We start from the raw sequence: 26,670 nt of genomic DNA on the forward strand, positions 1-26,670 counted from the left end.
GGGCGGATGGGCGTCCTCTAGGCTACGCACGTCCATCCCGGCCTCTTCGAGGGAGTCGACCGTGACGCGTCACGCCGGAAGCCGTACTGAGGAGATTCCGCCCACCGGTGTGGACGTCTCCGTACCGCACTCGGCCCGGGTCTACGATTGGTGGCTCGGGGGAAAGGACAATTTCGCCGTCGACCGGGCGGTGGGCGGCGCGTTGATCGAGGCGATCCCCAACCTGCGGATGATGGCCGCCGAGAACCGGCGGTTCGTCCACCGGGTGGCCCGCTACCTGGTGACCGAGGCCGGAATCCGCCAGTTTCTCGACATCGGCACCGGCATCCCCACCCGGCCGAACCTGCACGAGGTCGCCCAGGCGCTGGCGCCCGAGACCCGGGTGGTGTACGTAGACAACGATCCGATCGTGCTGGCGCACGCCCGGGCGCTGATGATTAGCAGCGAGGAGGGGCGCAGTGAGTACATCCACGCCGACCTGCGCCGGCCGGAGACGATCCTCGCCGACCGCCTCACCGACACGCTGGACCTGAGCCGGCCCGTGGCACTCACGCTCATCGCGGTGCTCATGCTGTTGCGCGACGAGGACGAGCCGGGGGAGAAGCTGCGTACCATCATGCGGGCCTTGCCCTCCGGCAGCTACCTGGCCATCACCCACCCGACCCAGGACTTCAACCCCTCGGAGATGGGCGCGGCGGTGGCCGCCGCCAATCAGGGCCACATGACGCTGGTGCCGCGCACCCGCGCCGAGGTGGAGCGGTTCTTCGACGGGTGGGAGTTGATCGAGCCGGGCATCGTGCCCGTCATGGCGTGGCGGCCCGATGACGCCGGCTCGGACGACCCGCACGCGGCCTACTATTGGGCCGGCGTCGCCCGCAAGCCCTGACCTTCAACGTCGGTCACCTCGGCTGTCAGGCGTTCCCCTCGCTGCCTTCCCTGTTCATGATTGGGCCGCAGGTCGAAACGCTCCCCGGTACGTGATGGCCGCCCCGCGTGGTGATGGCCCGTGCGGGCCATCACCACGCGGTTGTTCGCGGCCCGGCCGGCTCAGGCCGGTGGCCCGCCGTACGCCACCGTCGTCTTGGCTGAGCAGATCGAACTGTCCGCCCGGCACACCTGGTACGTAGCGGTGCCGCGGCCTTGGACGTCGATGGGATCGGTGTGGGCGCCATCGTTCGGCACCGTGCCGACGAGTGTGCCGTCGCGGTAGATGTCGACGTCGACGGAGGTTGCCCCCTGCCAGGTCAGATCCACCAGGAGTTGGCCCCTGTCCCGGCGTACCGAGGTGCCGACGGTGATGGTGTCGCGGTCGAGGTTGGTCGCGTAGCTTCCCTTCGCGGTCGCCAGCAGCAGGCGGGACGCGCCGGCGAAGGTCAGCGTCCGAGGTTGCCGCACCCCTTGGATGCCGCTGTCGAACGGGGAGAACGTGGTGCCGGCGTCCGTGGAGCGGACGACCCGGGGGTCGGTGTTCAGCGACACGTACAGCGTCCGTCCGTCGGCCGGGTCACAGGCCAGGTCGGCAACAGCGGCGTTGCTCGTCCAGCCGGTGGATTCCCACGTGACGCCGCCGTCCAGGCTGCGGTATACGCCAGTGGAACTGGAGGTCGTCCAGGCCGCCAGGTAGACGACGTGCGGGTTGTGGGACGACGCGCACAGGTATGGGTTCATGTACCTTCCGGACAGGCCGATCATCGACGTGAACCACGACGTGCCGCCGTCCTCCGAGCGCAGAATACTGCTGGCGTAGGCGCCGCTCCGGTCGTTGATCGACGCGATCATTTCCTGGTCGGTGTTGTCCACGATCTCGACGTCGAGTGCCGCCTGGCCGGACGGTCCCTCGTGGACCTTGGCCCAGGTCTGGCCGCGGTCCAGCGTGCGCCAGATCGTGGCTTCGGTGCCGGCGTACCCGAAGTCGGCGCCGGCGAGGACGATCAGGTCCGGGTTGGTGCGGCTGAACCGGATCGTCGTGAGGTCAGACTCGTAGTAGGCCCCCTGGTCGGGGCCGAGTACGGTCCAGCTCCCGTCACCTCCGCGCCGGTAGAGCCCCTCCTGGGCCACTGTCGTGGGGCCGTTGGAGAGGGCGTGGAGCGTGCCGTCCGGGGCGAATCGGACGGCGCCGTACCGGGTCGGCGGCACCGGCTCCCGCTTCCAGGTGGCGCCGCCGTCGATGGTGGAGTAGACACCGCCGGTGTTCTGTCCCTGGAAGGCGATCGCCATCTCGTTCGGGTCACGCGGGTTGACGTGGATGGAGCGGAGGTCGATCTCGGCGATGCCGTTCGACGACTGGGCGAACGACGTGCCGCCGTCGGTGGAGCGGAAGACGGCCTGCGTGTCGGTGCCGAGGATGACCTGCCGCGAGTTGCCGGGGGCGAAGCGGATCGACCGCCCGGTCAGGGTGTCGGTACCGCCGACGCTGATCTCCCAGGTCGCGCCGCCGTTGGTGGTGCGGTGGACACCGGTACCGGCCGTGGTCACCAGGATCGTGTCCCGGTCGTGCGGATCCACGGCGATGCCGTGGACCACCGGAGTCGGCCAGCTGCTGTTGTGCAGTGGGGTCCAGGTCACACCGAGGTCGGTCGACTGGTAGAGGCCGAGGTACTGGTTCGAGAAGAGCTGGCCGCCACCGACCAGCAGTCGCGTTCCGTCGTACCCGATGTCGAACAACGGGCTGTTGGGAAGGCCGGCGGAGCGTTTCGTCCAGGTGACCCCGCTGTCCCGGGTGACCCACACCTGGCCGGCGTCGAACGCGACGATCACCGTGTTCGGGTCGTTCGGGTCGATCGCGATCGCCCTGCCGGACAGCGCGGCACCCATCGCCGGGGTCCGGTTGGTCCAGGTCACGCCGCCGTCGGCTGACCGCATCAGGTTGACCTTCTGGGCCCCCAGGCCGCTGGCGATCCCGGCCCACAGCACCGACGGGTTGACGGGGTCGACCGCGACGCTCAGGACCTGGTCGTTGAGGCCGATGTTGAGGTTGCCGGCGACCCAGGTCAGGCCACCGTCGTTGCTGCGCCACACGCCGTCCTGGGTGCCGACGTAGGCCGTTCCGCCAGCGGTGAACTCGATGGCGAAGACGCTCCTGCCGCGCAGCGCCGGCGCCTCGGACCAGGTGGCGCCGCCATCGCCGGAGCGGTACAGACCTCCGTTGAATCCCCCGCCCGGTGCGTAGCCGGCCAGCACGATTTTCGGATCGGCAGTGGACACGGCGGTGTCGTAGATGTCGCCACCGGGCGGCCCGAGCAGCGACCAGGCCGCCGCCGTGGACGTCACCGCGGAAGCGGTCTCGCCCGCCGTGGGCGTCACGGCAACGCCGTCCGGGTGGTGTCCGTGCGCGTCCGCGGTCAGACCCGAGCTGTCCGTCCACTGGTTGTCGCTGGCTGCCGTATCGGCGGCGGCCGTGCTGGCTGCCAGCACCGTGCCGCCGGTGAGGCCGAGCGCCAGCAGGGCACCCAGAGCACGTCGCAGTCGACTCGTACTCATGACTCGTTGTCTCCTTCGTTGGGGGTGGGCGCCGATGTGACGGGTCATCCCTGCTGGCCTGCGAACCGCACGGTGCTCTTGTTCGAGCACTTCAGGGTGCCGGCGTGGCACACCCGGTAGGTGTACGTGACGGCGCCTGAGCCGTCGACGGCGTCGGCGTACGTGCCGTTGTTGGGCACCGTGGCGACCAGCGTGCCGTCGCGGAAGACGTCGACGTTGGTCGAGGTGGCGCCGTCCCAGGCCAGATTCACGAAGGCGTTCCCCCGCACCCGATGTGTTGCGGCGCTGAGCTGGATCGCCGAGTCGACCTTCACCTTCACCACCCGACCCGGCGAGCTCAACGTGCCGAGATAGACGAAGCCCCCCTGCGGGTCGATCACCGCGGACAGCAGCGAGTTCTCGCCGTCGGCCAGCGTGGCCGCACCGACCCGCTGGAAGCCGCCGAGCTCGATCTTCACGACCCCGCCGGGTGCGGTGCCGGTGCCGAAGTAGGCGTACCGACCGGCCGGGTCGATCGCCGCCGTCAGCAGCGAGTTCTCGCCGGTCGCGAGTTCGATCGCCTCGACCCGCTGGAAGCCGGCCAGGTCGATCTTCACGATGCGTCCCGGTGACGTGCCGGTGCCGAAGTAGGCGTACCTGCCCGCCGGATCGATCACCGCCGAGTAGAAGAGACTCTCGCTCACCATCGCGATCACCCCGACCTCAGCCATCGTCGTCAGGTCGACCTTCACCACGAGCCCGGGCGCGGTGCCGGTGCCGAAGTAGGCGTACCCACCCGCCGGATCGATCACGGCGGAGCGCAGGTTGTCCACGCCGCTGCTCAGCGTGGCCGCGTCCACCCGCTGGAAGGTGTTCAGGTCGATCTTGACCACCCGTCCCGGCGCGGTGCCGGTGCCGAAGTAGGCGTATGCCCCCGCCGGGTCGATCACCGCCGACCGCAGGTAGTTCTCGCCGCTGTCCAGCGTGATCGTGCCGACCCGCTGGAAGGTGGCCAGGTCGATCTTCACGATGCGGCCGGGTGCGGTGCCGGTGCCGAGGTAGGCGTACCTGCCGGCCGGGTCGATCACCGCCGAGTTGAGGTAGTTCTCGCCCTCGGCCAGCGTGATCGCACCCACCCGCTGGAAGGTGCCCAGGTCGACCTTCACCACCCGACCCGGGGACGTCTGCGTACCGAAGTACACGTACCGGCCGGCGGGATCGACCAACCCGGAGAAGAGTACGTTCTCACCGGCCGCCAGCGTCGCGGCGTCGACCCGCTGCGGGACCCGGATGGCGACGCCCTCCAGCGTGATCGCGTGCGGACCGTCGACCGCGTCGCTGGTCACGGTCACCGGCGCCGTCGCCGGCTCTTCGACGGTGGGCGTGAACGTGTACGCCACGGTGCAGCTCTGCAGGTGCGAGAGCGTGACCGGTAGCGCGCCACACGTGCCGCCGGACTGCGCGAACCCGCCGCCCGGCCCGGTGATCGCGCTGACCGTCACCGGTTCGGTGCCGGTGCCGGTCAGCGTCGCCGTCAACGGCCCGGCCGTGTCGCCGATCTTCGTCACGCCGAAGTCCAGCGAGCGGGGCGCCACGCTCAGTCGTCGTCCGTCCAGGGGTACCAGGGCGAAGTCCGCGGCGGTGCCGCCCTCGACGACGGTCGCCGGGCCGCTCGCCGCCTGGTACCCGAACGCCGAGGCGGTCACGGTGTAGCTGCCGGCGGGCAGGGTGATCGCGTACCGGCCGTCCGGCCCCGTGGTACGGGTCCGGTTCACCGAGCCGGCGATGGTGATGGTGGCACCGGCGATCGGCGTGTTGGTGGGGGCGGCGAGCACCGTGCCGGTTAGCTGCCCCTTCGCCGGACGCGGCGCCTGGGTGACGGCGGCGAGGGCGTCCAGCTTGCCCTGGCCCCACACGTTGTTGTTGCCGCTGGTACCGCCGCAGGTGAGATCCGCGGTGTCCACGGCGGAGCCGTCCAGGATGGCCCGGGTGGCCGCGATGTCGCGCTCCAACGCGGGCGCGGCGGACCAGAGCAGCGCGACCACCCCCGCCACGTGCGGGGAAGCCATCGACGTGCCGGTGAGCGCGCCGTAACCGCCATTTGCGAATGACGAGCGCACCGCGACACCCGGGGCGGCGATGTTCGGTTTCACCTGGTCTGCGCCCCAAGCCGAGGGGCCGCGGCCGGAGTTGACGTACAGGGCGCCGTTGACGTCGAACGCACCGGCCGCGTACGCCTCGGGCAGGTTGCCGGGGTTGCCCGCCTGTCCACACGTCGACCCCGGGTTGCCGCTGGAGAACTGGGGGAAGATCCCGGCCGCCACCCAGGCCTGGACGGTGGGCTGGTACCAGGGGGAGGTGGTGGCGCCGCCACCCCAGGAGTTGTTGATGATGTGCGGGCGGAGCGCGGGGTTCGGGTTCTTTCCACGCAGGTCGGTGGGGGCGAGCATGAACTGCCCGCTGGACAGCAGCGCGGAGGACGTGCAGGAGTTGGACTCGCAGCCCTTCGCGGCCATCCACTTCGCCCCGGGCGCCACCCCGATCTGGTTGGCCCCGCCGTCGTTGCCGACCATGGTGCCCACGGTGTGGGTGCCGTGGTTGTTGTTGTCGCACGGCACCAACGACGGGGCGCCGCACACGCTCGACGGGTCCCACCAGTTGTAGTTGTGGTCGAACGTGCCGTTGCCCAGGTTGCCCCGGTACTGCTTGACCAGCGCCGGGTGGTTGTACCGCACCCCGGTGTCGATGCTGCCGATCACGATGTCCTCACCGGTCACCGCGTACTGCTGCCACACCTGGGGGGCGTTGACCCGGCTGATGTTCCACTCGACGGCCATGATCTGCGATTCCTCGCCGGCTGCTTCCGGCGTGGGGATCTGGTAGGTCTGGTCGGCGGTGATCTGGGTGACCTCTGGGCGGGCGGCGATCCGCTTCAGCAGCGCCGCGTCGCCGGTCACCCGGACCGTGTTGGCGATCCAGTACGGCTGGTGGCTCGCTCCCGCGGCCTTCAGCATCGCCACCAGACCAGCCTGGCTGGCCCTGGCGGTGCCGGTCAGCCTGTCGTACACGAACCGGCCCTGCGCGGCCCGATCAGTGATCCTGGCCGCTCCGGAGAGGTCGGCCCGGTCCCGCAGATACACCCAGAAGGTGGCGGTACCGTCCGCGGCAAGTGTGGTGTGCAGCGCCGGCTCGACAGATGCCGTCCGGGTGGGTGCGGCTACCGCCGTTCCTGGCATCCCCAGGACGAGCAGCATGGCCGTGACCAGGACGGCACCCAGTCGGAGCCTTCGCCGCCGAGGGGCGCTCACGAGCGTCGGGGAACCCGTCGCCAATCCTTTCAAGGAACTCTCCTCTGTCCTCGCGCGGTGCGGTCTCGCCCGCTGTCCCTTGTCGGGCCTGAGTCCGTAGCGGCGGAAGGGCTCATACCGACCGCCATCCGCCCTCGTGCCGGGTCCCCTCCGCCGTCTCGCCCGCCGGTGCGTTCTCGTCCTCGGCCGGGCTCGGCGGTGCGCCCGCAGCCGGCCGTACCGCACCGGCAGGTGACGCTGGTTCGTTGGGAGATCCGGACGGTCCAGGGGTCTCGTCGGGCTCAGGATGATGCATGGCAGCAGCCTGGCCGCGAGGCAGCACGGGGAACAATCCCGGAAACCCGGCAACTAACGGCTTGCCACTCAGCTCAACCGGCTCGCGATGGCCGCTCGGGAACGGATGTGCAGCTTCCGCAGGACGGACGTGATGTGCTGCTCGACGGTGTATACGGAGAGGAACAGCTCTGCGGCGATCTCCTTGTTCGTGCGACCCGCGGCGGCCAACTCGGCCACCTCCCGCTCCCGCGGTGACAGCTCGTTGCCGTAGCTGGGCCGCCCGGTCCGGCGGCGACCGGGCAGCGACAGGCCCCGTTGCCGAGCCGCGCCGATCGCGCGGGCGTGGTCCCAGGTGGCGCCCAGGCGCTGATACGTGGCCAGGGCCGCCGACAGCTCGGCGGCACCGGCCTCCTGGTCACCCGCACCGAGCAGCGCCAACGCCGCCTGCTCCCGTGCCTGGGCCGCCTGGTAGGGGTAGGGCAGCCGGTCGTAGTGGTGAGCCGCCTCGACGAGGTGGCGGGCCGCCCGTGACGGGTTGCCGGCAGCCGTCTCCAGCAGGCCCCGGGCGTGTTGGAGAGCGGCCGGGGCGATGGAGACGTCCAGGTCACCCAGCCGGTGTTCGTAGTCGGTCAGCAGGACGTCGGCGTCGGTCAGCTGGCCCGCGGCGACCAGTGCCTCCGTGGCGGACGGTAGCACCGGCGCCGCGGCCGCCCACGCCTCCTTGCCGGTCAACACCGTGAGACATCGTTGCGTCGCGGTCAACGCGGCGTCGACGTCCCCCCGGGCTAGCGCGATGCGGGCCAAACCACTCGCCGGGAACGCCAGCGACTCCACCAGGCCCAGATCCTCGGCCAGTTGCCGGGCACTGGCGAGCCGGTGTCGGGCGTCGTCGAGGTGGCCGTGACCGAGGGCCAGGCCACCCAGCGCCAGCTCGGCTTCGATCCGGCCGAGCGGGTAGTCGGACAGGGCGTCGAGCAGGGCGTCGGTGCCGTCGGTCAGCGCGTCCCAGGTGCCCCGGAGATAGTGCAGCAGGACCAGCGCCGACCGGGTGAGCAGCTCCAGCCGGCGGCTGCCGCACCTGACCGCTCCCGTCAGGGCAGTCGTCAGCAGCCGCTGCCCGACCTCGTGGTGCCCGAAGTAGCAACACTGGGTGCCGACCGAAAAGTACGCGTTGACCTCGGCCAGCGACTGGGGTGAGCTCCCGGTGGCCGCTTCGATGCGGTCGAGCACCTGTCGCCAGCGGGGGTCGCCGAGGGTCACCAGCCCCATTCCGACCTTGCCCAGCACGAACACCCCGACCATCGGGTCGTGGACCTCCGCGAGGAGCTCCAGCGCGCGGTAGAGCCAGCCTCGACCCCGGGTGACCGTGCCGATGGACGCGGTCAGCAACCCGACCGCGACCGTCGCTCGCACCCGCAGGTCTGGCCGGCGCGGCAGCTGTTCGATGGCGGTGGCGAACAACGTGCGCTGCATCGATGGATCCTCGCCAGCCACGTTGAGCGCCGAGGCCAGCAGGAAACGCAGCTCCCCCTGCATCGCCGGCGCCCCGTTCTCGTTGAGCACCGCCCAGAGCAGGTCGACGACCTCGTGCGTACGCACCATTTCAAGAGCGGCCCAGCCCAGCTTCACCGCCAGCCGCGCACGCTCCTGCGAGGACAGCGGCCCATGGCGTACGACGTCTTCGAGCAGCCGGACCGCCTCCGCGTCGTGCCGCAGCGCCGCCGCCTGGTCCGCCGCCTGCTCGGCCGCGCGTACCCACTCGTCCAGCAGGCGGGCGTGGCGAAGGTGGTGTGCCCGCTGCCCCAGCGGTACCGGATCGAGCGCGCCGAGCGCGGCCGCCGCCCGGCCGTGCAGCTGCTGCCGGCGCGGGCCGGGCAACGCCCCCTCCACCGCCTGCGCGGCCAGCACGTGCCGGAACCCCACCAACTCGCCATGCTCGACGAGCAGGCCCGACTCCAGCGCCTCCTCCAGGCCCGGCAACGCCCGCGCCGCCGGTATCCGGCAGGTCGCCACCACCACCGACATCGGTACGGACGTGTGCAACACGGCCGCCGCCTCGACAACCGCTCTGGCCTCGTCGGACAGGTGCGCCACGCGTTCGAGCACCTGGTCACGGACTCCGGTGGGCACGTTGAGCTCACCCAGCTCGCGGCGTGCCCAGCCGCCGTTCCGGCGGACCAGTTGGCCGTTCGCCTGCAGCAACGCCAGCAGCTCCTCGATCGCGAACGGCAGCCCGGAGGCCCACTCGCACAGGTAGTCGGCGAACTCCTCGGAGACCCGGGCCAGCCCGAGGATGGCCGCAGCCAGCGCACCGGTCTGCCCCGCGTCCAGCGGGGCCAGCACGACCTGCGCGTGCCTCGTCGACGCCGGCAACCGTGCCGTCAACGCCCGTACGCCCGGGGCCGCCTCCTCGCTGCGGAACGTCAGGAGTACCGACAGCTGTGCTGGCAGATCACCCAGCAGGTAGCTCGTGAAGTCGAGGGTCTGCTCGTCGGCCCAGTGCAGGTCCTCCAGGACCAGCACCACCGGCCCCACCGACCCCAGCACCTCCGCCAGCGCACGGAACACCCGATGGCGCTCGGCAGCCGGGTCGTCCAGTGGGTCGGGCGCCGGTGGCAGTGCCTCGGCGAGCTCGGGCAGCAACGGCCGGAGCGCGCCGGCCAGCGGCGACAGCCGGGTTTCCGCCAGCTCCGTGCCGAGCCCGCGGACCGCGTCGATGATGGGGCCCAACGGGAACGGCTCGCGGATCCGCCGGCTCGCCCCGAGCACGAACCTCAGCCCCGCAAGCTCAGGCCGGGCTCGTACCTCGGTGATCAGCCGGGTCTTGCCGGCTCCCGCCTCTCCCTCCAACACCACGGCGGCGGGCGGCGTCGCCAGGGTCGACACCAGCAGATCGAGCTCCCGGGCGCGCCCGATGAGCCTGGGGGAGGAGATCCGCTGCTGGACAGGTACCGGCCCACGCCGCACGACCGAGTTCCCCGTCACCGGATCACGCTCACCCGTCAGCGCCTGGCGTACCGGAGCTAGGCGCGCGGCCGTCGGGCCGCCCGGCACGGGGGACCCGAGCTCCCGGGGACCTGCCGGCGGGCGGAGTGGCGATGGTGCGGCATGGTCGTCCTCCCCGAGGGATCGGGCGGCTGGGGGCGGCCGGAGCTGTCCGCCCGGCCTGCGCCGCCGGAGCCGCCTGCCTGGCATTCTGCCGCAGCCGGCCGGCGATCGGTACGGCGTATTCAGCGGACGAGGCGCCGCGCCGCCGTACGGTCTCCTGCTCGGAGCAGGGCGATCGGCCAGGGCCGGTGCATGGGGGGATGCTGGAGTCCACTGAGGAACGCCGAACAGCCGTCGATCCCACCAAGGCCGACGTGCACGCTGAGCAGCCGATGGGAGCGCGTCGCTTGACCGGCAGCCTCGCGATCAAAGCAGCTCGCCGGCGCAGCATTCATGATCGCCGCAGCCGTAGCAGGTGTGTCGCATGCAGCCGGTGCAGATCCCGAGGTTTTCCAGTCGGTATCGGTCATGGCAGGTGGAACAGATCTCGCGGCGGGAGAGCATGGCGTTCCAGCCGACGGACCCGCCATTGAGTTCGTACGAGGCGGCGACGAACTCGGCCAGCTCGGCATCGTACGCCGGAGCCGCCGGGTCGCTGATCTTGTAGTTCAGGCTCCAGCAGTACACCGCGAAGAACGCCGTGCCGGTGACCAGGAAAGCACGACCGCGTCGGTCCCGGACCCAGGCATCGCGGAGGTGCCGGACGCGTTCCTGGAAAGGCCGCGAGCCGTCCAACATCACGCGATCGCCACTCATCCCGGCATTATGCGGGCAGGGTCAAGTGGCCATCGCGATGAGCGGCTGTCTGGCGTGCCGCCGCACCGGCAGCACCGGTCCCGCCCGGACGACTGGACGACTACGCCGTTGTGGCTGCGGCACCGGCAGTGTGCTGCTGGTGTGCTGCGGTGCGCCGAACGACCTGGATACCGGCGGCCGTGGTGATCACGAGTGCCACGGATGCGGCGACCAGCAGCAGGGTGGTCTCTGCCTGGACGGTGCGCATGTACTCACCCCCGTTCGCGGTGGCGGACAGGAACTGCACGGCTGCGATCAGGTTGAGGGGTACGGCGACGATGGCGCTCATCCACCACCGGGCCACCGGCGCTGTGGGGGCGACCGGTAACCTGGTGCGCCGGGTCCGGACGAACCAGTTGGCGACGCCGACGCCGGCGGCAAGCAGCGTGAGAAGCAGCAGCCAGAACATCGCCGACGACAGCTCACGAAGCGGCACGACGGTGTCAAGCATGTCCACCGCGCCGGACCCGTCGTGGGTCACTACGCCGATCCGGTGCTCGTACACTGCGAGGGCGACGATGGTGTGGAAGACGTCGACGACCGTGAGGGCGACAAGGGCGGCCATGGCGGTGCGAGCAGCGGGCACCTGACGACGATAGCCGAAGGCAGAGACATCGCTGGGGCGCGCTGCGATGGTCCGGGCGTGCCGCAGGCGCGTCTGGGTAGTAGTTGTTCGAGGTGCCCTGCCAGCAGCTTCTCGACGTGTTCCTTGTGTCGGCGTACGGTCTCGCGGCAGTCTGGGCGAAGCCTCGCCTAACCTGGCGGAATGGCTTTGGACGAGGTGCCCACGGGCGACCGTCACAATGGCGGAGAGCCCTTCTGGCTCGCGCCGGACCAGCCGGCGGCAGTATCCGACTGCATGCTGCCGGCGCGTCGGGTCGCCACCAGACGGGCTCGGTCCGCCGTCAATCGGCCAGTGCGGTTCAAAGGCGTTCACATCTCATGGCAAGACCCCGCCGCCGAGGCTGTCCTGTCCGAGGACGACCGACCATGACGCAACGAGGATCCCGGACAGGCCTGCTTCAGGTCTGCGCCGCCGGAGTGCTGTGGGGAACCGGTGGCCTGGCGGTCACCGTGCTCCACGAACGTGACGGACTCGGTGCGATGACCGTCAGCGCTTGGAGGATGCTGCTCGCGGCGGTCGCGCTGATCGGGTTCGCCGTCGTGACACGCCGCGCCTCAGTGGTGCGAACAACGGTGCGCGATCACCCGGGTATGGCCGTGCTGGTGGGCTGCGGCACCGCCGCCTACCAGGGCCTCTACTTCGTCTCGGTGCTGATGGTCGGGGTCAGCGTGGCCACCGTGGTCTCCTTGGGCCTTGCTCCGATCCTGGCCGCGGTCTGGGAACATCTGCATGCCCGCACCCGGCCCTCAGCTCGGGAGGCAGGGGTGCTGGCCGCCGCGCTGACCGGGCTCGTACTCATCAGCGCGACGGCGGGCCACGGATCAGCAGGGCCGGGTGACTCGCCGTACCTTGGTCTCCTTCTTGCCGTGACCGCCGGGGCGACATACGCGGCGACGACGGTTCTGGGACACACCATCGCGCAGCGAACCGATCCCGTGGCGTTGACCACCTGCACCACAACCGTCGGCGCCGTCGCGCTCGCTCCTTTCCTGCTGGTCGCCGCAATGGGTAACGACCCCCTGATCGGGACGAGCGCAGCGTCTCTGGGCCTGCTGGCCTACCTCGGCATCGCCACCATGGCCTTGGCCTACGGCCTGCTCTACGCCGGCCTGCGCACCACCTCCGGTTCCGTGGCAACCGTGGCGACACTGCTCGAACCGGTATCCGCGGCCCTGCTCGCCGCCGCTCTTCTCGGCGAGCGCCTGCCCTGGCCCGCCCTTCTGGGAGGAGCCCTGATCCTCATCGCAGTCGCCGCTCTCCGCTCCACCGAGAAACATCCCATCCCGGCCTGAAGCGATTGTCCATCCGCTGGATCGTCAGGCGGGGTCTCCCTTGCCTTTGCGGCCACGGTGACCGCATCCATCTCTGAGACGGAGCCGCCACGCCGTTCTGGACAGACTGTGCACCAACTTCTGCGGGAACTGCCGGGCTGGCCGGTCAGGCGGGGGCAGACGAATCGACCACCCAATGGTTGGTTTGGAACGTGCGCCCGGCGAAGGTCGTTTCCTCCTCGCCGGCAAGCGAGAAGCCGGCCGAGCGGCAGACTGCGTTAGATGCTGCGTTCGTCCTGCTCGGAAACGCGTGGATCAGTCCCCAACGGCCGTCCGCTCGGGCAAGGCCAAGTACGACACGAACGGCTTCACTCGCCAAGCCTCTGCCCCGAACTCCGGTAGGACCATCCAGCCGATCTCGGAGATGCCGTCGTGGACGTATAGCGTCACCGTTCCCGCCACCTGCACCGAGTCATCGGGAATGACCATCTTGATCCAGGCACTGCCCTCGGAAACCGTTTCAAGGTCACGCTGGAGCTGACCTGGAATGCGTTCACGCGGCTGTCGGCCGCCGAGTTCCGTCATCATGACCGGATCGCAACGCATACGGACGTAGGCCGCGAGATCGGCAGGTGGCCTACCGGCATAATGCCCACGTGTCGCACGTCGATCTCACGTTGTCTGCTTGGTTGGACCTGTCCGACGAGGCCGCCGGCCGTACCGCCGCTGCCATCGCGCGTAGCACCGAGGTCCGTCTCGCCGGCATAGGTCCGCATGCGTACGCTGGCCGGACCGGGCGGGTCGCATTTTTCGATCGCGACGGCATCCGCTACGCCTTGGTGCCAGGCGGCACCGTACAGCTCGGCCATGACGCCGACCGCTTCGTTCCCAGCGCCCGGCAGCTCACCGACTTCACTACGGCCACCGCACAGTACGACCTCACCAGCCCGCTCGACCGTTTCATAGCGGAGGCCACCTCGCCGCCGCGCCACGTGTTTCTACCAGCCCGGCTCGTCGCGGTTCGCTCCGAGGAAACCGACGCGCTGCTGGCAGCCGACGACGAGGCCGACCTCGACGACAGCGACGAGGAGTACGACCACGCCTGGCTGATGGCCGGACTCGACCGCCGCGGCCTGCGGCCGCCGACTCCCGACGAATGGGAGTACGCCTGCGCAGCCGGGGCCACCACCCTGTTCCGCTGGGGCGACGAGTATCCCGAGGGCGAACCATACGGCGACGTACCCCTCATCCAAGAACCGAACCTGTTCGGCCTGGTCATCGGAGACGACCCGTACCGGGCCGAGTTCACCACCGACCCAGCGGTCCTGTGCGGCGGGGACGGCGGCGCGGCACTGTGCGGTGGCTACGGCAGCTTTCTGACCTGGCTCACCCTCGCCACCGCCTATCGCGACCCAGACCTGGCGGAGGCCCTCTACGACGGCGGCCTCACCGGGGAGACTCCGGTGCGGCCCGTCCTGCAGATTCCTTGATCAGATATCCGCACCTGGCACCGCGAAGCGAGCGTTCGCAACCCGGGACTGTAGCCACTGCACTTTCTGCGTAACGGAGGGTGTCACCATGAGTATGGTCGATCTCATGGTGGGGCCAGTCATGGCCGTCCCGGCGGAGCCGACCATGTCTGTCACGGCCACGTAGACGCGACCGGGTGGGTGGGGCCTGGCAGGCCGAGCTGACGGGCCTGGCAGGAGGTCGTTGAGTTGGGGTGCCCAGGGCGGTTGAGTATCCGTGACCAGGTGAGGGACTTGCGGAGACTCCTATCGTGGACGCGTGGTGATGACCTTCCTGCGCCAGGGGACGCTGCGGTTCACGAGCTTCGCATTGACCTGGCTCTACACGCTGCACCAGATTCATCCGGCGGTGTGGCGGCTCATGGCGCGGAACTACCGTCCGTACATGGGTCGCTTCGCTCGGCTGCACGCGTGGATGACCTGTCAGTTCGCCGCGATCGACGTGCCCGCGTACGGCGACTTCCTGCGCCGCAACCAATGGCGGTTTCGCTGGTTCGACCTGTCGTCGTACCCGCCGACAGACAAGCAGTCGTACGTGAAGGCATACCCGGAGGCCCAGCGCTGCTGGCACGGTGAGATCGAGATCGCCGGCAGCGTCGTCGACGAGTCCTCGGGATCGTCCGGTCAGCCGTTCAACTGGATCCGCAGCCGCCGCGAACTGCGCTCGGTCCACAAGAACCTGGCCGGCTACGCGACCATGGTGTTTCCGTCGAAACGGCGGTTCGTCATCAACGCTTACTCCATGGGCGCCTGGGCCACGGGCACCAACACCGGCATCGCCATGTCCAAGATCGCGATGGTGAAGAACACGGGCCCGGACCTGCAGAAGATCGCGGACACGCTGCGGTACTTCGGGCCCGGGTTCGAGTACATCGTCACCGCGTACCCGCCGTTCCTCAAGCATCTGCGTGACAAGCTCGACGCCGAGGGCTTCCCATGGGGGGAGTACCGCATCAGCGGTCTGGTCGGCGGGGAGGGGATGACCGAGGCGCTGCGTGACTATCTGGAGGAGCGCTTCCTCAAGGTACGCTCCGGCTACGGCGCCAGCGACCTCACCATCGGTATCGCCGGGGAGACCGACTTCACCGTCTGGGTCCGCCGCCGGCTACGCACCGACGTCGCCCTGCGGACCGCCCTGCTCGGCCCCGACGAGCACCGACTGCCAATGATCTTCCAGTACAACCCGCTCGAGACGTATCTGGAGACCAACGCCGACCACGAGGTGCTCTGCACGATCAACTCGACGGCGGTGCTCAACCCGAAGGTCCGCTACAACATCGGCGACGAGGGCCGGCTGATCGCGTACCCGGATGTGCTGGCCGCGATCGGGGACCCGGCCGCGCGTTCGGACGCCGAACGCGCCGGACGGACCGACCGGATGCAACTGCCGCTGCTGTTCCTGTTCGGCCGCAAGGACAGCACGGTCTCCTACATGGGTGCCAACATCTACCCCCAGGACGTCGAGTACGGGCTCTACGCCGGCAATCCCCTCGCTCACCTGCTGCACAGCTTCTGCCTGGAGCTGGAGGAGCATGCGGACCTGGAGAGCCGGCCGGTCATCAACCTGCAGCTGCGCGAGGATCTCGCGCTCGGCCCCGACGAGCGGCTGGCCCTCGTCGAAACCTGCCGCGGCGGGGTGCTGCGCTACCTCGCCGAGGTCAGCCGGGACTTCGCCGAGTCCCTCGTCGAGGACCCGTCCGCAGCCGACCTGCGGGTACGGGTTCATGACTACGGCACCGGCCCGTTCGCCGGCGCAACCTCCAAGATCAAGAACGTGTACCTGGTGAAGGGTGCGACGACGTGAGGACCTCCGACTTTTCCGCCGCGCCGCCGGTTGGTCAAGCGACCGCCATGTTCGTCGGCGCCACCCGATACCGTGGGCCGCGCTCGATCCTCACCCTCACCCGCACCTGGTTCAAGATGGTCAAGCAGATGAAACGGATGAACGGATACCGGTGGCATACCGTGTACTACCAGTTTCCGTTCACGCTCGGCACCATCGCGTTCTTCAGCGACCGCGACGCGCTGCTGAAGTTCGCGCGCAGCCGCCACCACCGCGACCTCATGTGCTGGGTGACCGACCACGGCACGCAGAACGCGACCGGCGGCTACATCCGGCTGTACAACGCCGAGCCCGAGGGCTACACCAACGGCGTCTGGCGTGCCGAGGCCGACGGCATGGCGCACATCCAGACGTTCACCCCGCTGTCCACCGAGACGGCCGGCCCGCCGGTGCACCGCGCATGAGAGTGTCCACCGTGAAAACGCGGGCCGACCTGCGTGCGTTCATCGACCTCCCGCTTCGGCTGCACCCGACCAACCGGTACGTTCCCCTGCTGTCGTCGGTGATCGCCGCACACCGCCGTACCGCCGAACTGTTCCTGATCCGCGACGGACGCGGCGCGGTGGTCGGGCGGACCAGCGTGCACCGCAGCACCGCCTTCGACGCAAAGGTCGGCCCGCGGCAACTGTTCGGGCACACCGAGTTCGTCGACGACGACGCCGTCTTCGCCGCCATCATGGACACGGTCGAGGCCAGGGCCGACGGCCGGCCGCTGTTCGGGCCGGTCGCGCTGCTGCCCAACCAGACCGGCGGGGTGATCACCTCCGGCTTCGCCGAGCGTGGCTTCGTGGACTCACCCTGGAACCCCGCCTACTACCCGGCGATGTATGAGCGGCACGGCTTCCAGCGCCGCTTCGAGGCCGACACCTGGCTGGTCGACCTTGGCGGCCGGGACTCCGGGGCCGGCTCGACTCCCGCTGGCGCTCCGGTCAGCGCCGACCGTGACCACGGGTTCACCTTTGACGACACCCGAATCCCCGCGGAGCGGCTCATCATCCGGCACGGCTCGCGGCGGCACTTCCGCGAGCAACTGCCGATCCTGCGGCAGCTGCTCAACGCCAGCTTCGCGCAGCTCGGCTACTACACCGAGATCTCCTCCGAACAACTGGCCGAGCAGACTCACGGCCTCGCCTACCTGCTCGACGAGGCGTTGCTGCTCTGGCTGGAGAAGGCCGGCCGGCCAATCGCGTTCGTGGTGACCGTCCCGGACATCTCCGAGTTCCTCATGAAGGTCGGTGGCCGGCTCGGCGTGCTCAATCAGCTTCGCCTGCTGGCGACCCGCGCCCGGTACCGGCGCGACGCAGTGCTCATCATCAAGGGGACCGTGCCCGAGGAACAGGGCAAGGGGTACCTGACGCTGCTGTCTCGGGAGTTGCACCGCAACCTCGCTGCCGGCGGGTACCGGACACTGCGCAGCACCTTCGTCGAGCGGGAGAACACCGCCTCGGCCGCCCAGTACCGGCGGGCCGGCGGGCGACCGCTGCACGGGTACACATTCTACGAAAAGCGGTCAGGATGACGTGGGTCGAGCAGTTGCGGGCGTACGAGGCGACCTGCCGCAGGGCGCCGAGCGCACACAACACACAGCCATGGCTGCCGGAGTACCACGCCGACGAGATCGTCATCAACGTCGATCAGTCCCGCTCCTTGCCGGAGTCTGACCCGACCGGACGCGACCTCGGCCTCGGAATCGGCGCGTTCGTCGAGACGTGCCTCATCGTCGCCGCCGACCTCGGCCTCAACGTCGCCGCGGCGCCCGGCCCCCGCCTGGTCGCCGCACCGCACAGGTACGCAACCCCGTTCACGATCGTGGACATCGAGTCCCGCCGGGTCGCCCGTGGGCGGTACGCGACCGGGCCCGTCGACCCGGCCGTGCTCGCCGACCTCGAACCCGGCCTCGTCCACCTTCCCGCCCAGGATCTCGCGCGCGAATTGGTGGTCGCCGACCGCTGGCTGTTCGGCACCCCGGCCGTCGCGGCCGAGCTACGCGACTGGCTGCGCCTCGACCCACGCCATCCGCGCTACCACCTCGACGGACTCACCGATCGGGCTCTCGTCCTGTCCCGGTTCGAGGCGCGGTTCCTGGCCGCCTCGCTGCGCGCGTACCCCGTCACCCGCCGGTTTGGCCTCGCGGCGCTGCTGGCCGTCAGCGGCCGGAGCCTGCTGCGGTACGACGGCAGCATCCTGGTCATGCTGGCGGACGGCGACGATCACATCGCTGCGGGACGTCGTCTCCTGCGTACGTGGCTGGCCCTCGCCAGGCACGGCCTGGCGGTCCATCCGCTCAGCCAGCTCATCGACTGTCCGGTGACCGCCGCCCGGCTCGCGGAACGGGTGGGTGGCCAGCCGCTCGCGGTGTTCCGGGTCGGTCGGCCCCTCGCCGAGCCGATCCGCTCGGCCCGGCTCTGACGACGCGCCCATCCGCCCGCCGGAACCGCCTGCCGCGGCCAGGATGCTGCCCTGCGGACGTTGCCGAAGGCCAGGGCGAAGACGGGCCCGGCGACGGCCAGGCTGGCCGCCGCCGGGCCTTTCCCACAGCCGGCACGTTTCAGTTTCTGACGTTTTCGGCTCTGGACGGTCGTTGCCGGGGCAGGCGGAAGCCCGCGGCGATCAGCCAGACGAGGCCGGTGAAACGGGCGATCGGTAGGAGGACGGCCGCGTTGTCGACGAGCAGGCTCAGGGTGGCGATTTCGGCGACGGCGGCGATGATCAGGCCTGACCAGGCAAGCCAGCGTGGCAGTAGCCGGGCGAGGAGGCCGGGCACGGCCACGCCGGCGATCAGCAGACCCAGCGGCACCACGTGCCCGACGCCGCCGGTGGCGAAGGTGAGGTAGTGCAGACCGCGCACGAGGGCCGGTTCGTCGAGCACCTCGGGTTGGGAGGTGACCCAGCCGAGCAGGCCGCAGAGGGCGAGGAATCCGGCGGAGAGAGTCCCGCCGACGAGCGCGATGGTCGCGCCGGGTGCCCGGACGCCGAGTTGGTGCAGGCGCGCGGACGCGGTCGCGGCGTAGATGGCCAGCGGGATGGCAGCGGCGAACTGCAGCGCCGCGCCGACCTGCACCGCGGGCTGATGATCGCGGAAGTACGCCAGGATGTCGGCTGCGGGGCCGTACGGCGACGGGTAGGGCTTGCCGCCGGCGAGCAGCGTGCCGAGGACGAGGCTGGCCATGAACAGGGCCGTGAACACGACGGCGAGGACACCGAGCGGTGGCCCGCCTTGGTGGCGGCGGCGCGGGGTTGCGTTTGTGGTGGTCATGCGATCACCCGCCCGCCGGTCAGGTCGAGGGTGACGCCGGTGATCCAGGACGAAGCGTCGGATGCCAGGAACAGCACTGCCTCGGCGACGTCGTCGGGCTCGCCGATGCGCCCCAGCGGGAAGTGCCGGGCCAGTTCTTCGAGCTGCTGAATGCTCATTGCTTGCTCCATACGGTCGTTGCGGACAGCGGACGGGGCCAGGCAGTTGACCCGGACGGCATGCTGGGCGACCTCGTTGGCGAGGTGTCGGGTGAACATGACGACACCGGCCTTCGCGGCCGCGTACGCGGCGTTGGCAGGGCTTGGTTGGCGTCCAGCGCTGGAGGCCATGGTGATGATCGCGCCGCGTCGGTGGCGGACCATGCCGGGCAGCACCTCGTGCACGGCGAGAAACGTCGAGGTCAGTTCCGACTCCACCGTCGCGCGCCACCGCTGGGCGTCGAGGGCGACGGTAGGTACGGGTCGGCCCTGCCCGCCGGCGACGGTGGCGAGGATGTCGACCGGACCGAAGGCGGCCTCCACCTGCTCGCGGATGCGGCGCACGGTGGTGGCGTCGGTGACGTCACCGGGCACGGCGATGGCCTGCCCGCCGTCGGCGGCGATGCGGGCCACGACGCCGGCGAGCGCCGCCTCGTCCCGGCCGTTGACGGCGACCCGCACGCCGTTGGCGGCCAAGGCGCGGCAGGTTGCCGCGCCGATGCCGCGTGAACCGCCGGTGACGAGCGCAACCCTGCCGGCCAGATCGGGATAACGGGTGGCTGGCATTCCAGATCTCCCTTCTCGCGGGTGAACAGTTCAGCCGGGTGAACCATTCACTGGGTGTAACATATCCGGGTGACCTCACGACGGCAAGCCGGCCCCACCGGAGCGGCGTTCCTGCTGGCTCAGCTCGGCGCACACGCAGCCGAGCGCTTCGCCCAGCGGGTGAAGGAACTCGGGTTGACCCCGGCCGACGTCGGGCTGCTGCGCATGATCGCCAGCCAGCCCGGGCGAAGCCAGCGGTCGCTCGCGACGGACCTCGGCGTCGTACCGAGCCGGGTGGTCGCACTCGTCGACAGCCTCGAGCGCAAGGGGCTTGTCGAGCGGCGGTCCGCCGAGACCGACCGCCGCCACCACGCGCTGCACCTCACCACCGATGGCGAGCAGGTGCTGATGCGGATGCGGTCCATCGCCACCGCCCACGAAGACGACCTCTGCGCCGCCCTGAGCACCGACGAGCGCTCCCAACTCGCCAGCCTGCTGCAGCGGATCGCCGACCAGCAGGGACTCGTCCCACACGTGCACCCCGGATACCGGAACCTGAGCGCCCCACGGTGACGACCACCCCAAGCCGTCGGTCCCCAACCACCGGTGATCGGCATCCTGTGGCCTGACACCAGCCGCTCCAGCAGGGAGCCCAGGAGAGTCACGCCGACTAGCGTGCCGCGCCGGGGCGGCGTCGCCGGTCCTCCCGGCGCCCGCTGCGGGTCCTCCGGGTGGCCGGCCGTCTCCCTTAGGGTCCCCCCGCACCCGGCACGGGCTTGAAGTCGTCGTCGACCAGGCCGAGCCGGTGCGCCAGCACCGCCGCCTGCACCCGGTTGCGCAGCACCAGCTTTCCCATCGCCGCGGACACGTGCGTCTTGACGGTGGTCACCCCCAGGTGCAGCCGCGCGCCGATCTCCGCGTTCGACAGCCCAGCGCCGACCAGGGCCAGGACCTCCCGCTCCCGGGCGCTGAGCAGCCGCAGCGCCGCCGCCGACCGGTCGGGCTCGCGTTCCCGGTCGTGGGCGACGAGCGCCCGGCGCAGGACCCGGGCCAGCACCGGCGGCGCCAGCAGCGCCTCCCCCCGCGCCGCCCGGCGTACCGCGTCCACCAGTTCCTCCGGGGCGCCGTCCTTCACCAGGTAGCCGATCGCGCCCGCGCCGAGCACGCCGTACACGTTGACGTCGTCGGCGAACGTGGTCAGCGCCACCACCCGGGCGGACGGCTGCCGGTCCAGGATCCGCCGGGTCGCCTCGATGCCGTCCATCCGGGGCATCCGCAGGTCCATGAGGATCACGTCCGGCCGCAGCCGTTCGGCGAGGCGGACCGCCTCGTGGCCGTCCCCCGCCTCACCCACCACCTCGAAGCCACCGGCCGTCCGCAGCAGCAGACCGACCCCGGCCCGGACGAGCGTCTGGTCGTCCACCACGAGCACCCTGATCACGTGTTCTCCCTGATCGGTAGCCGGGCCCGCACCCGCCAGCCACCGCCGTCCGTGGCCGTCGCGGCGAGCGTGCCGCGGAGCAGGCCGACGCGCTCCCGCATCCCGTTCAACCCGTACCCGGACGCCGGCAGCACGGGACGCCGCCTCACCGGCCCGCTGTCCAGCACCTCCAGCAGCAGCGCACCGTCGACCACCCGGACGTCCACCGAGGCGATCGCCCCGGGCCCGGCATGTTTGAGGGTGTTGGTCAGCGCCTCCCGCACCACCCGCGCGGCCGTCGTCCCCACCACCAGAGGCACCCGGTCCAGCGCGGCCGGGTCGCCCACCTGGACCGTGACGCCCGCCTCCCGTAGCCGTCGAGCGGCGTCCCGGATCACCTGCGCCGGCTCCACCTGCGGGTCGGCCGGCTCGACCGCCTCCGGGTCCCGGAGCACCTCCAGCAGCTCCCGCAGCTCGTCCAGCACCAGCCCGGCCGTGTCGCGCAGCTCGCCGAGGGCGGAGACCGCCTCCTCGGTCCGGCCCGTGTGCTGCACGGCGTACCGCGCCGCGCCGGCGCGCAGGGCGATCGCCGCGATGTGGTGGGCCACGATGTCATGTAGGTCCCGGGCGATGGCCCCCCGCTCGGCGAGCCGGGCCGCCCGCGTCTCCGCCGCCCGGCGCTCCTCCACCTCCCGGGCACGCTCCTCGGCCGCCACCGCGGCGTGCCGCACCCCGCGCAGGTACCGACCGAACGCCACCGGCGCGGCAACGACCCCGGCCAGCATGATCAGGCGGATCACCCCCGTACCGCCGGAGAGGACCCCGGCGTCGCCCTGCTGCAGGACGTCAACCAGCGTCACCCCGAGGAAGAGGACGTACGCCGCCGCCGTCGCGGCCCGGCCGCACCAGTACGCGACGTAGCCCAGCGCGACCGCCGCGGCGAGCTGCGCGGTGCCCGCCCCGGCCGGCGCCACCGCGTCGGCGACGAGCAGCAGCGCCGACTCCGCGAACAGCACCGGCCAGGGCCACCGCCGTACGGCCACCAGGGCGAACCCGGCGAGAACCGCGACGACCCCCGCCCACTCCTCGCGGGCCACCCCGGGCCGGGCGAGCCAGGTGCTGGCCAGCCCGAGGCCAGCCGTGACCAGCCCGAGCAGCAGCTCCCGCCACCAGCCGCGTCGCCCACCCATCACCTGGCCAACCATACGGAGGGCCGGCGCCCCCGCCGGCCCTCCCATCGGCCGCCATGCCTCCTCCAGGTGGCCGATACGTCGACCGCCGGCACGAGCCCCGCCCCGCCGTCCCGCACCTAGCGTCAACCGGCGTGACCAGCGACGCGCCGACCTTCCTCGCCCAGTTCATCCGACACCCGCTCACCACCGGCGCGGTGTTGCCCAGCGGGCCCACGCTCGCCCGGGACATCACCGCCGCGGTACCGCGGGTGGGGCATCCCCTGGTGGTCGAACTCGGGCCGGGGACCGGGGCATTCACCCGGACCATCCAGGAACGGCTGGCCGGCCGCGGCCACCACCTGGCGGTCGAACTCAATCCGACGTTCGCCACCGGCCTGACCCGTCGGCACCCCACCATCGAGGTGGTACGCGCCGACGCCGCCACCCTCGGGGAGTTGCTGGCGGAACGCCAGATGGTGTCCGCCGACGTGGTGATCAGCGGGCTGCCGTGGGCCGCCTTTCCCGCCGGGCGGCAGCGGGCGATCCTCGACGCCGTCGTCGGGTCGCTCGGCGCTGGCGGAGTGTTCACCACCTTCGCGTACCGGCACGCGCTGCCGACCCGCCCGGCGCGCCGCTTCCACTCGCTGCTGACCAGGGCATTCGACGAGGTGACCGTGGGCCGGACCGTCTGGACCAACCTGCCGCCGGCCCTGGTCTACCACTGCCGCCGCCCGCTCCACCTCGACCCCTGGCAGGCGGGCCGTCCGTCAGCAAGTAGCCAGCCAGCCTGATTGTCGAGCGGGACAGATTCCCAGTCGCCGTCGGGCCACTTCACCCGTCCCTCAGGGCGGTCCTGTCGTGTGAGGAGCGAGCCGTGCGACGAGCATTCAAGTGGTTCAATCTCGGGTCAGGCGCTCAGCGTGGTCAGTTTCCTTCGTTGAGACGTCGCTGTGTCGACTGCTGCACAGCCGCCACCGAGTGGTGGTGTCGTCCGGGCCCCGCAGCACGCCGCTGGACAGCGCCAGGTCGATGCGTTGGCGGACGACATGTTCCCTGTCGGGCTCGACAGCGAACAAGATTCGCAAACGCAACTCGCCATCGACCCAGTCCGCGTGACTGTGGTGCGGCGCCAGCGGGCACGGCGGCTCATGATCCCAGCTTCCGCACAACGCCGCCGTGATCGCTGCCCCCGGGGCCCGCAGATCTGCCCCCGGCTCCATGACGAGGACTGCCTCATGAGCGAACGCCTGTCGCACACGCTCAGTGTCCCAGGAGGCTTCGCGCCGCAGGCTGAGAACCCCCGGAACGTGCCTGAGCAGCACGTCTGCCAGTGAGCTGTTCAATCCTGACTCGGAGCTGGCGTGACGGTTCACCACAGGGGCCGGGACACCATGCCGGGACACCATGCCGGGAACGCGGACCCAGGCCAGTGGCCAGCGCCGGGGGATCGACTCGTGATGCGTAGATCACGGCAGGGGCCTGCGCCCGACGTCGCCGAAACAGTTCCTTCAGAACCTGCGCTGCGCAGGTCGCCACACTCGGCCTGCCGGCGGCTCCGGCCGGCACGGCGGACCTGGGGGTCGATGTCGATGGTCTAATCACCGAGGAAGCGGAGGCACAGGGCCTCGCTGTCCCGACATGTTTCGGCCATGCGGCGTACGGCACTCAGGATCTGCTCCTCGCCCGCACCTTCTGCCTGCTCGGCAACGAGATCCAACTCGCTGAGGAACTGAGGCATCTCGACCGAGGTGAGTTCCAGCAGGCCGTATGGGTCTATCCGGTCCAGCATCGGCGTCCTCCCGCGATGCTGGACCCGCTCCAGCGCCGATGCGAGGCGAAACTGAACGTCGCCGACCACTGCTACCCGCGACTCGCGACGTCTCCGCGGGCTCGTGCCCTGCTGCTCGACTCGGATCAGTTCAACATCGACACCCACCTGCGGAGTCTAAGGCCGGCGGCGGGATTGCCGGAACGATGGCGAGCCGTTCGGCGTCCGTCGAAACCGGGCCGATCGCTGCCACGCCGCCCTCGCCGAATCTGCGCTGGTAGTAGGCGCGTCCGAGGTCTGAGTAGTGGGCTTGGACGACGGCGATGAAGTGCAGGGCGGAGTTGAGCTGGCGGTTGCCGTCGGTGTTGGGTCGGTGGCGTTTGCAGGATCCGCTGGACGCGTCCGTGTGCCGGTGCCGGCTGTGCCGTCCGGTCGTTGCCATAGAGGAGGTGGCGTCATGACTGAGGGTGCCGAGTCCAACCAGCCCGACCTGGAGCGTGGCCGCTACCGGTACTGGAAAGGGCAGGAGTTGGAACGCGGTGGCGGACGCGCCGAGGCGTTCAGTGATGCGGTCATCGCGATCGTCCTGACTCTGATGGCTGTCGAGCTGCTCCGCCTACAGTCAGAAGGTGGCGAGGAGCTCGGCACGTCGCTGTTGCGTGGATGGCCCGCCTACCTTGCCTACGCGATCACCTTCGCGATCGTCGGGCAGGTCTGGCTCACCCACCACAACATGTGGCGCTACGTCGCACGGGTCGACCAACCACTTCTGCTCTTCAACCTGCTGTTGTTGCTGTTCGTCGCGACGATCCCGTTCACCGCCAGTCAGCTGGCCACGCACCTGCGCGGTAGCACCGCAGATCAGCGTGTGTCCGCCGCCCTCTACGTCGGTGCCGTCCTCGGCGAGGCGCTGTTCTTCAACCTCAGCTGGTGGTGGGCCCGCCGCCGTAGGCTGCTGCGCGATGACGTCGACCCCGGCCTTTATCGAGCCGTCGCCCGCAGGTTCCTGATCGGGCCCGTGCTGTATCTGGTGGCGTTCAGCTTCGTGTTCGTCAACGCGGTGCTCAGCCTGTGTCTGTACCTGCTGCTTGTGGGCCTGTACCTGGTACCTGGTCCCGGTGACGTCCGACGCGCTTCCACCTGCGGTCGGTAGACGGTATCCCGGCAGCAGTCGGCGGTAGGCCGTTCGATCCGGGCGAGCAGCGACTGATCGGGTCCGTCGCCTGCGGCGAGGTGCTCGATCTGGCCGGTGACGGGCCGGTCGACGAGGCAGCGATGCGGTCCTGGGGCGATGAGCGGACGGTCTCGGCTTCGGTCATCCGTGAGCTCGTCCGCGGCCGTCTGGTCAGCGAGCCCGACCCACACGGCCTGCGGCTACGCGGAGCCCGGATCGCCGGTCAGATCGATCTGGAGAACATCACCGGTGACCTGGCGCCGGAGCTGCGCGACTGTCTCCTGCCCAGCGGCCTGAATCTCCGCAACGCCCAACTGTCGGCGCGCTACTCGCCACCACCCTCGCCGCCCGCGCCTCCGCACGCATCGCCCTCAGGCCCGGATCGGGCCGGCCGTGTCCCGGTTCGGATGGACTGGTCCTGGTGTCACGTGGTCGTCGTCGCGGTTGCCCGGCGGACGTGTTGCGGGAATGGTTCAGCCGCCGGTGGTGGTCGCCGCGAACGCGACCACCGCCTTCGTGGCCGTCGGCTCATGGCCGCCGCAGTCGACGTAACTGATCACGATGGCGCCGATCGTGACCCGGTAGTTGAACCCGTCCCGGCACCGGCTGTCGCCGGGCGTGGGCCTGGCCTCCCGGGGCAGTCGGGGGTCGTTGACGAGGCGGCCCAGTTCGCGTTGCTGCTCGGCGGTCAGCCGGCCCGAGCGTTGTTCGCCGTGCTGGCTGGTGCGGGTCCAGCCACCGTCGGGCTCGACGATCGTGGTGTCGTGTACGCCGGCGAAGCCGCCGGTGCGCTCCACGGTGACCTTCGGGGCGTTCATGCCGGTCGGGGTGGCCGCAGGTGTGGGGGAGTCGGATCCCTGCCCGCAGCCGGCCGTCACGACGAGGGCGGCGATGGCTGCCATCAGTGGATACCGATATCGCCTCATGGTGCTAATGACGCTACCGCAGGTGGGATGGTTCCACGCCTCGGCGGCGAGTCGAGG

At 70.4% G+C, this 26,670-nt stretch carries 24 protein-coding genes; 10 read left to right on the forward strand and 14 right to left on the reverse strand.

The annotated features are described in order from the left end of the window. The first annotated feature begins 61 nt into the window (after window positions 1–61). The gene (locus tag ABT006_RS11565; protein ID WP_350705351.1) at window positions 62–886 is read left to right on the forward strand and encodes an SAM-dependent methyltransferase; all 825 of its coding nucleotides are present in this window, start codon (window positions 62–64) and stop codon (window positions 884–886) included. Window positions 887–1,047: 161 nt separating this feature from the next. On the opposite strand, the gene ABT006_RS11570 is transcribed toward ABT006_RS11565, so the two are convergent. The 5 genes from ABT006_RS11570 to ABT006_RS11590 all read right to left on the reverse strand — a co-directional run bounded on the left by ABT006_RS11570 (window position 1,048) and on the right by ABT006_RS11590 (window position 11,472). Then, the gene (locus tag ABT006_RS11570; protein ID WP_350705353.1) at window positions 1,048–3,480 is read right to left on the reverse strand and encodes a hypothetical protein; all 2,433 of its coding nucleotides are present in this window, start codon (window positions 3,478–3,480) and stop codon (window positions 1,048–1,050) included. Window positions 3,481–3,524: 44 nt separating this feature from the next. Then, a complete protein-coding gene (locus ABT006_RS11575) occupies window positions 3,525–6,713 on the reverse strand; it encodes a S8 family serine peptidase (protein WP_350705355.1) in 3,189 nt (1,062 codons plus the stop codon). 417 nt (window positions 6,714–7,130) lie between these two features. Beyond that, window positions 7,131–10,028 carry a helix-turn-helix transcriptional regulator gene (locus ABT006_RS11580; RefSeq protein WP_350705357.1) on the reverse strand — a complete coding sequence of 966 codons (2,898 nt, stop codon included), beginning with the start codon at window positions 10,026–10,028 and terminating at the stop codon, window positions 7,131–7,133. A 429-nt stretch (window positions 10,029–10,457) separates the two neighbouring features. Next, a complete protein-coding gene (locus ABT006_RS11585; RefSeq protein ID WP_350705359.1) occupies window positions 10,458–10,847 on the reverse strand; it encodes a hypothetical protein in 390 nt (129 codons plus the stop codon). A 100-nt stretch (window positions 10,848–10,947) separates the two neighbouring features. Next, window positions 10,948–11,472 (reverse strand): hypothetical protein, encoded by a 525-nt coding sequence (locus tag ABT006_RS11590; RefSeq protein WP_350705361.1) that lies wholly within the window; start codon window positions 11,470–11,472, stop codon window positions 10,948–10,950. A gap of 404 nt (window positions 11,473–11,876) precedes the next feature. On the opposite strand from ABT006_RS11590, the gene ABT006_RS11595 reads away from it, so the two are divergent. Beyond that, window positions 11,877–12,803: a DMT family transporter gene (locus ABT006_RS11595; RefSeq protein WP_350705363.1), complete on the forward strand. Its 927-nt coding sequence runs from the start codon at window positions 11,877–11,879 to the stop codon at window positions 12,801–12,803. Between the two features lie 145 nt (window positions 12,804–12,948). On the opposite strand, the gene ABT006_RS11600 is transcribed toward ABT006_RS11595, so the two are convergent. Together ABT006_RS11600 and ABT006_RS11605 are read right to left on the reverse strand one after the other, a co-directional pair. Beyond that, the gene (locus ABT006_RS11600; protein ID WP_350705365.1) at window positions 12,949–13,161 is read right to left on the reverse strand and encodes a GNAT family N-acetyltransferase; all 213 of its coding nucleotides are present in this window, start codon (window positions 13,159–13,161) and stop codon (window positions 12,949–12,951) included. Beyond that, window positions 13,098–13,370 carry a hypothetical protein gene (locus ABT006_RS11605; protein WP_350705699.1) on the reverse strand — a complete coding sequence of 91 codons (273 nt, stop codon included), beginning with the start codon at window positions 13,368–13,370 and terminating at the stop codon, window positions 13,098–13,100. The genes ABT006_RS11600 and ABT006_RS11605 overlap by 64 nt, the downstream gene beginning before the upstream one ends. A gap of 68 nt (window positions 13,371–13,438) precedes the next feature. Between ABT006_RS11605 and ABT006_RS11610 the strand changes: the two genes are divergently transcribed. From ABT006_RS11610 to ABT006_RS11630, 5 genes are all read left to right on the forward strand, one after another. After that, window positions 13,439–14,272 (forward strand): hypothetical protein, encoded by an 834-nt coding sequence (locus tag ABT006_RS11610; protein ID WP_350705367.1) that lies wholly within the window; start codon window positions 13,439–13,441, stop codon window positions 14,270–14,272. 304 nt (window positions 14,273–14,576) lie between these two features. After that, window positions 14,577–16,115, forward strand: coding sequence for a phenylacetate--CoA ligase family protein (locus ABT006_RS11615; protein WP_350705681.1), 1,539 nt, complete (start codon window positions 14,577–14,579; stop codon window positions 16,113–16,115). Beyond that, a complete protein-coding gene (locus ABT006_RS11620; RefSeq protein ID WP_350705369.1) occupies window positions 16,112–16,558 on the forward strand; it encodes a DUF4188 domain-containing protein in 447 nt (148 codons plus the stop codon). The genes ABT006_RS11615 and ABT006_RS11620 overlap by 4 nt, the downstream gene beginning before the upstream one ends. 11 nt (window positions 16,559–16,569) lie before the next feature. Next, window positions 16,570–17,673, forward strand: a complete 1,104-nt coding sequence (locus ABT006_RS11625; RefSeq protein WP_350705370.1) for a hypothetical protein — start codon at window positions 16,570–16,572, stop codon at window positions 17,671–17,673. Then, a complete protein-coding gene (locus ABT006_RS11630; protein WP_350705372.1) occupies window positions 17,670–18,563 on the forward strand; it encodes a nitroreductase family protein in 894 nt (297 codons plus the stop codon). Before ABT006_RS11625 ends, ABT006_RS11630 begins: the two co-directional genes overlap by 4 nt. A 139-nt stretch (window positions 18,564–18,702) precedes the next feature. Here ABT006_RS11630 and ABT006_RS11635 read toward each other — a convergent pair whose 3' ends face one another. Together ABT006_RS11635 and ABT006_RS11640 are read right to left on the reverse strand one after the other, a co-directional pair. Further along, complete coding sequence (locus ABT006_RS11635) at window positions 18,703–19,410, reverse strand: DUF4386 domain-containing protein (RefSeq protein ID WP_350705374.1); 708 nt, start codon at window positions 19,408–19,410, stop codon at window positions 18,703–18,705. Beyond that, window positions 19,407–20,174, reverse strand: a complete 768-nt coding sequence (locus ABT006_RS11640) for an SDR family NAD(P)-dependent oxidoreductase (RefSeq protein ID WP_350705376.1) — start codon at window positions 20,172–20,174, stop codon at window positions 19,407–19,409. Before ABT006_RS11640 ends, ABT006_RS11635 begins: the two co-directional genes overlap by 4 nt. A gap of 69 nt (window positions 20,175–20,243) precedes the next feature. On the opposite strand from ABT006_RS11640, the gene ABT006_RS11645 reads away from it, so the two are divergent. Beyond that, window positions 20,244–20,726 carry a MarR family winged helix-turn-helix transcriptional regulator gene (locus tag ABT006_RS11645; RefSeq protein ID WP_350705378.1) on the forward strand — a complete coding sequence of 161 codons (483 nt, stop codon included), beginning with the start codon at window positions 20,244–20,246 and terminating at the stop codon, window positions 20,724–20,726. A 175-nt stretch (window positions 20,727–20,901) separates the two neighbouring features. Here the strand turns inward: ABT006_RS11645 and ABT006_RS11650 are convergent, their stop codons facing one another. Both ABT006_RS11650 and ABT006_RS11655 read right to left on the reverse strand, forming a co-directional pair. After that, window positions 20,902–21,594: a response regulator gene (locus ABT006_RS11650; protein WP_350705379.1), complete on the reverse strand. Its 693-nt coding sequence runs from the start codon at window positions 21,592–21,594 to the stop codon at window positions 20,902–20,904. Beyond that, the gene (locus tag ABT006_RS11655) at window positions 21,591–22,763 is read right to left on the reverse strand and encodes a sensor histidine kinase (protein ID WP_350705381.1); all 1,173 of its coding nucleotides are present in this window, start codon (window positions 22,761–22,763) and stop codon (window positions 21,591–21,593) included. Before ABT006_RS11655 ends, ABT006_RS11650 begins: the two co-directional genes overlap by 4 nt. 134 nt (window positions 22,764–22,897) lie before the next feature. Here ABT006_RS11655 and ABT006_RS11660 point away from each other — a divergent pair, with 134 nt between their 5' ends. Then, window positions 22,898–23,536: a class I SAM-dependent methyltransferase gene (locus tag ABT006_RS11660; RefSeq protein ID WP_350705383.1), complete on the forward strand. Its 639-nt coding sequence runs from the start codon at window positions 22,898–22,900 to the stop codon at window positions 23,534–23,536. 803 nt (window positions 23,537–24,339) lie between these two features. On the opposite strand, the gene ABT006_RS11665 is transcribed toward ABT006_RS11660, so the two are convergent. Together ABT006_RS11665 and ABT006_RS11670 are read right to left on the reverse strand one after the other, a co-directional pair. Further along, complete coding sequence (locus tag ABT006_RS11665; protein WP_350705385.1) at window positions 24,340–24,681, reverse strand: hypothetical protein; 342 nt, start codon at window positions 24,679–24,681, stop codon at window positions 24,340–24,342. Then, window positions 24,665–24,955, reverse strand: a complete 291-nt coding sequence (locus tag ABT006_RS11670; protein ID WP_350705387.1) for a transposase — start codon at window positions 24,953–24,955, stop codon at window positions 24,665–24,667. The genes ABT006_RS11665 and ABT006_RS11670 overlap by 17 nt, the downstream gene beginning before the upstream one ends. A gap of 87 nt (window positions 24,956–25,042) precedes the next feature. On the opposite strand from ABT006_RS11670, the gene ABT006_RS11675 reads away from it, so the two are divergent. Next, the gene (locus ABT006_RS11675) at window positions 25,043–25,666 is read left to right on the forward strand and encodes a TMEM175 family protein (RefSeq protein WP_502890923.1); all 624 of its coding nucleotides are present in this window, start codon (window positions 25,043–25,045) and stop codon (window positions 25,664–25,666) included. A 494-nt stretch (window positions 25,667–26,160) separates the two neighbouring features. On the opposite strand, the gene ABT006_RS11680 is transcribed toward ABT006_RS11675, so the two are convergent. Beyond that, complete coding sequence (locus ABT006_RS11680; RefSeq protein WP_350705390.1) at window positions 26,161–26,589, reverse strand: hypothetical protein; 429 nt, start codon at window positions 26,587–26,589, stop codon at window positions 26,161–26,163. Window positions 26,590–26,670: the final 81 nt, after the last annotated feature.

Origin of the sequence: Micromonospora sp. NPDC002717 (assembly GCF_040295705.1) — a bacterium.
Taxonomy (GTDB): domain Bacteria; phylum Actinomycetota; class Actinomycetes; order Mycobacteriales; family Micromonosporaceae; genus Micromonospora.

What these genes read in the sequence shown, in the direction of transcription:
- ABT006_RS11575 (WP_350705355.1), bottom strand. Translation starts at nt 6,713, where the DNA reads ATGCTGCTCGTCCTGGGGATGCCAGGAACGGCGGTAGCCGCACCCACC.
- ABT006_RS11630 (WP_350705372.1), top strand. Translation starts at nt 17,670, where the DNA reads ATGACGTGGGTCGAGCAGTTGCGGGCGTACGAGGCGACCTGCCGCAGG.
- ABT006_RS11570 (WP_350705353.1), bottom strand. Translation starts at nt 3,480, where the DNA reads ATGAGTACGAGTCGACTGCGACGTGCTCTGGGTGCCCTGCTGGCGCTC.
- ABT006_RS11655 (WP_350705381.1), bottom strand. Translation starts at nt 22,763, where the DNA reads ATGGGTGGGCGACGCGGCTGGTGGCGGGAGCTGCTGCTCGGGCTGGTC.
- ABT006_RS11595 (WP_350705363.1), top strand. Translation starts at nt 11,877, where the DNA reads ATGACGCAACGAGGATCCCGGACAGGCCTGCTTCAGGTCTGCGCCGCC.
- ABT006_RS11640 (WP_350705376.1), bottom strand. Translation starts at nt 20,174, where the DNA reads ATGCCAGCCACCCGTTATCCCGATCTGGCCGGCAGGGTTGCGCTCGTC.
- ABT006_RS11635 (WP_350705374.1), bottom strand. Translation starts at nt 19,410, where the DNA reads ATGACCACCACAAACGCAACCCCGCGCCGCCGCCACCAAGGCGGGCCA.
- ABT006_RS11615 (WP_350705681.1), top strand. Translation starts at nt 14,577, where the DNA reads ATGACCTTCCTGCGCCAGGGGACGCTGCGGTTCACGAGCTTCGCATTG.
- ABT006_RS11680 (WP_350705390.1), bottom strand. Translation starts at nt 26,589, where the DNA reads ATGGCAGCCATCGCCGCCCTCGTCGTGACGGCCGGCTGCGGGCAGGGA.
- ABT006_RS11670 (WP_350705387.1), bottom strand. Translation starts at nt 24,955, where the DNA reads ATGGCAACGACCGGACGGCACAGCCGGCACCGGCACACGGACGCGTCC.
- ABT006_RS11605 (WP_350705699.1), bottom strand. Translation starts at nt 13,370, where the DNA reads ATGATGACGGAACTCGGCGGCCGACAGCCGCGTGAACGCATTCCAGGT.
- ABT006_RS11585 (WP_350705359.1), bottom strand. Translation starts at nt 10,847, where the DNA reads ATGAGTGGCGATCGCGTGATGTTGGACGGCTCGCGGCCTTTCCAGGAA.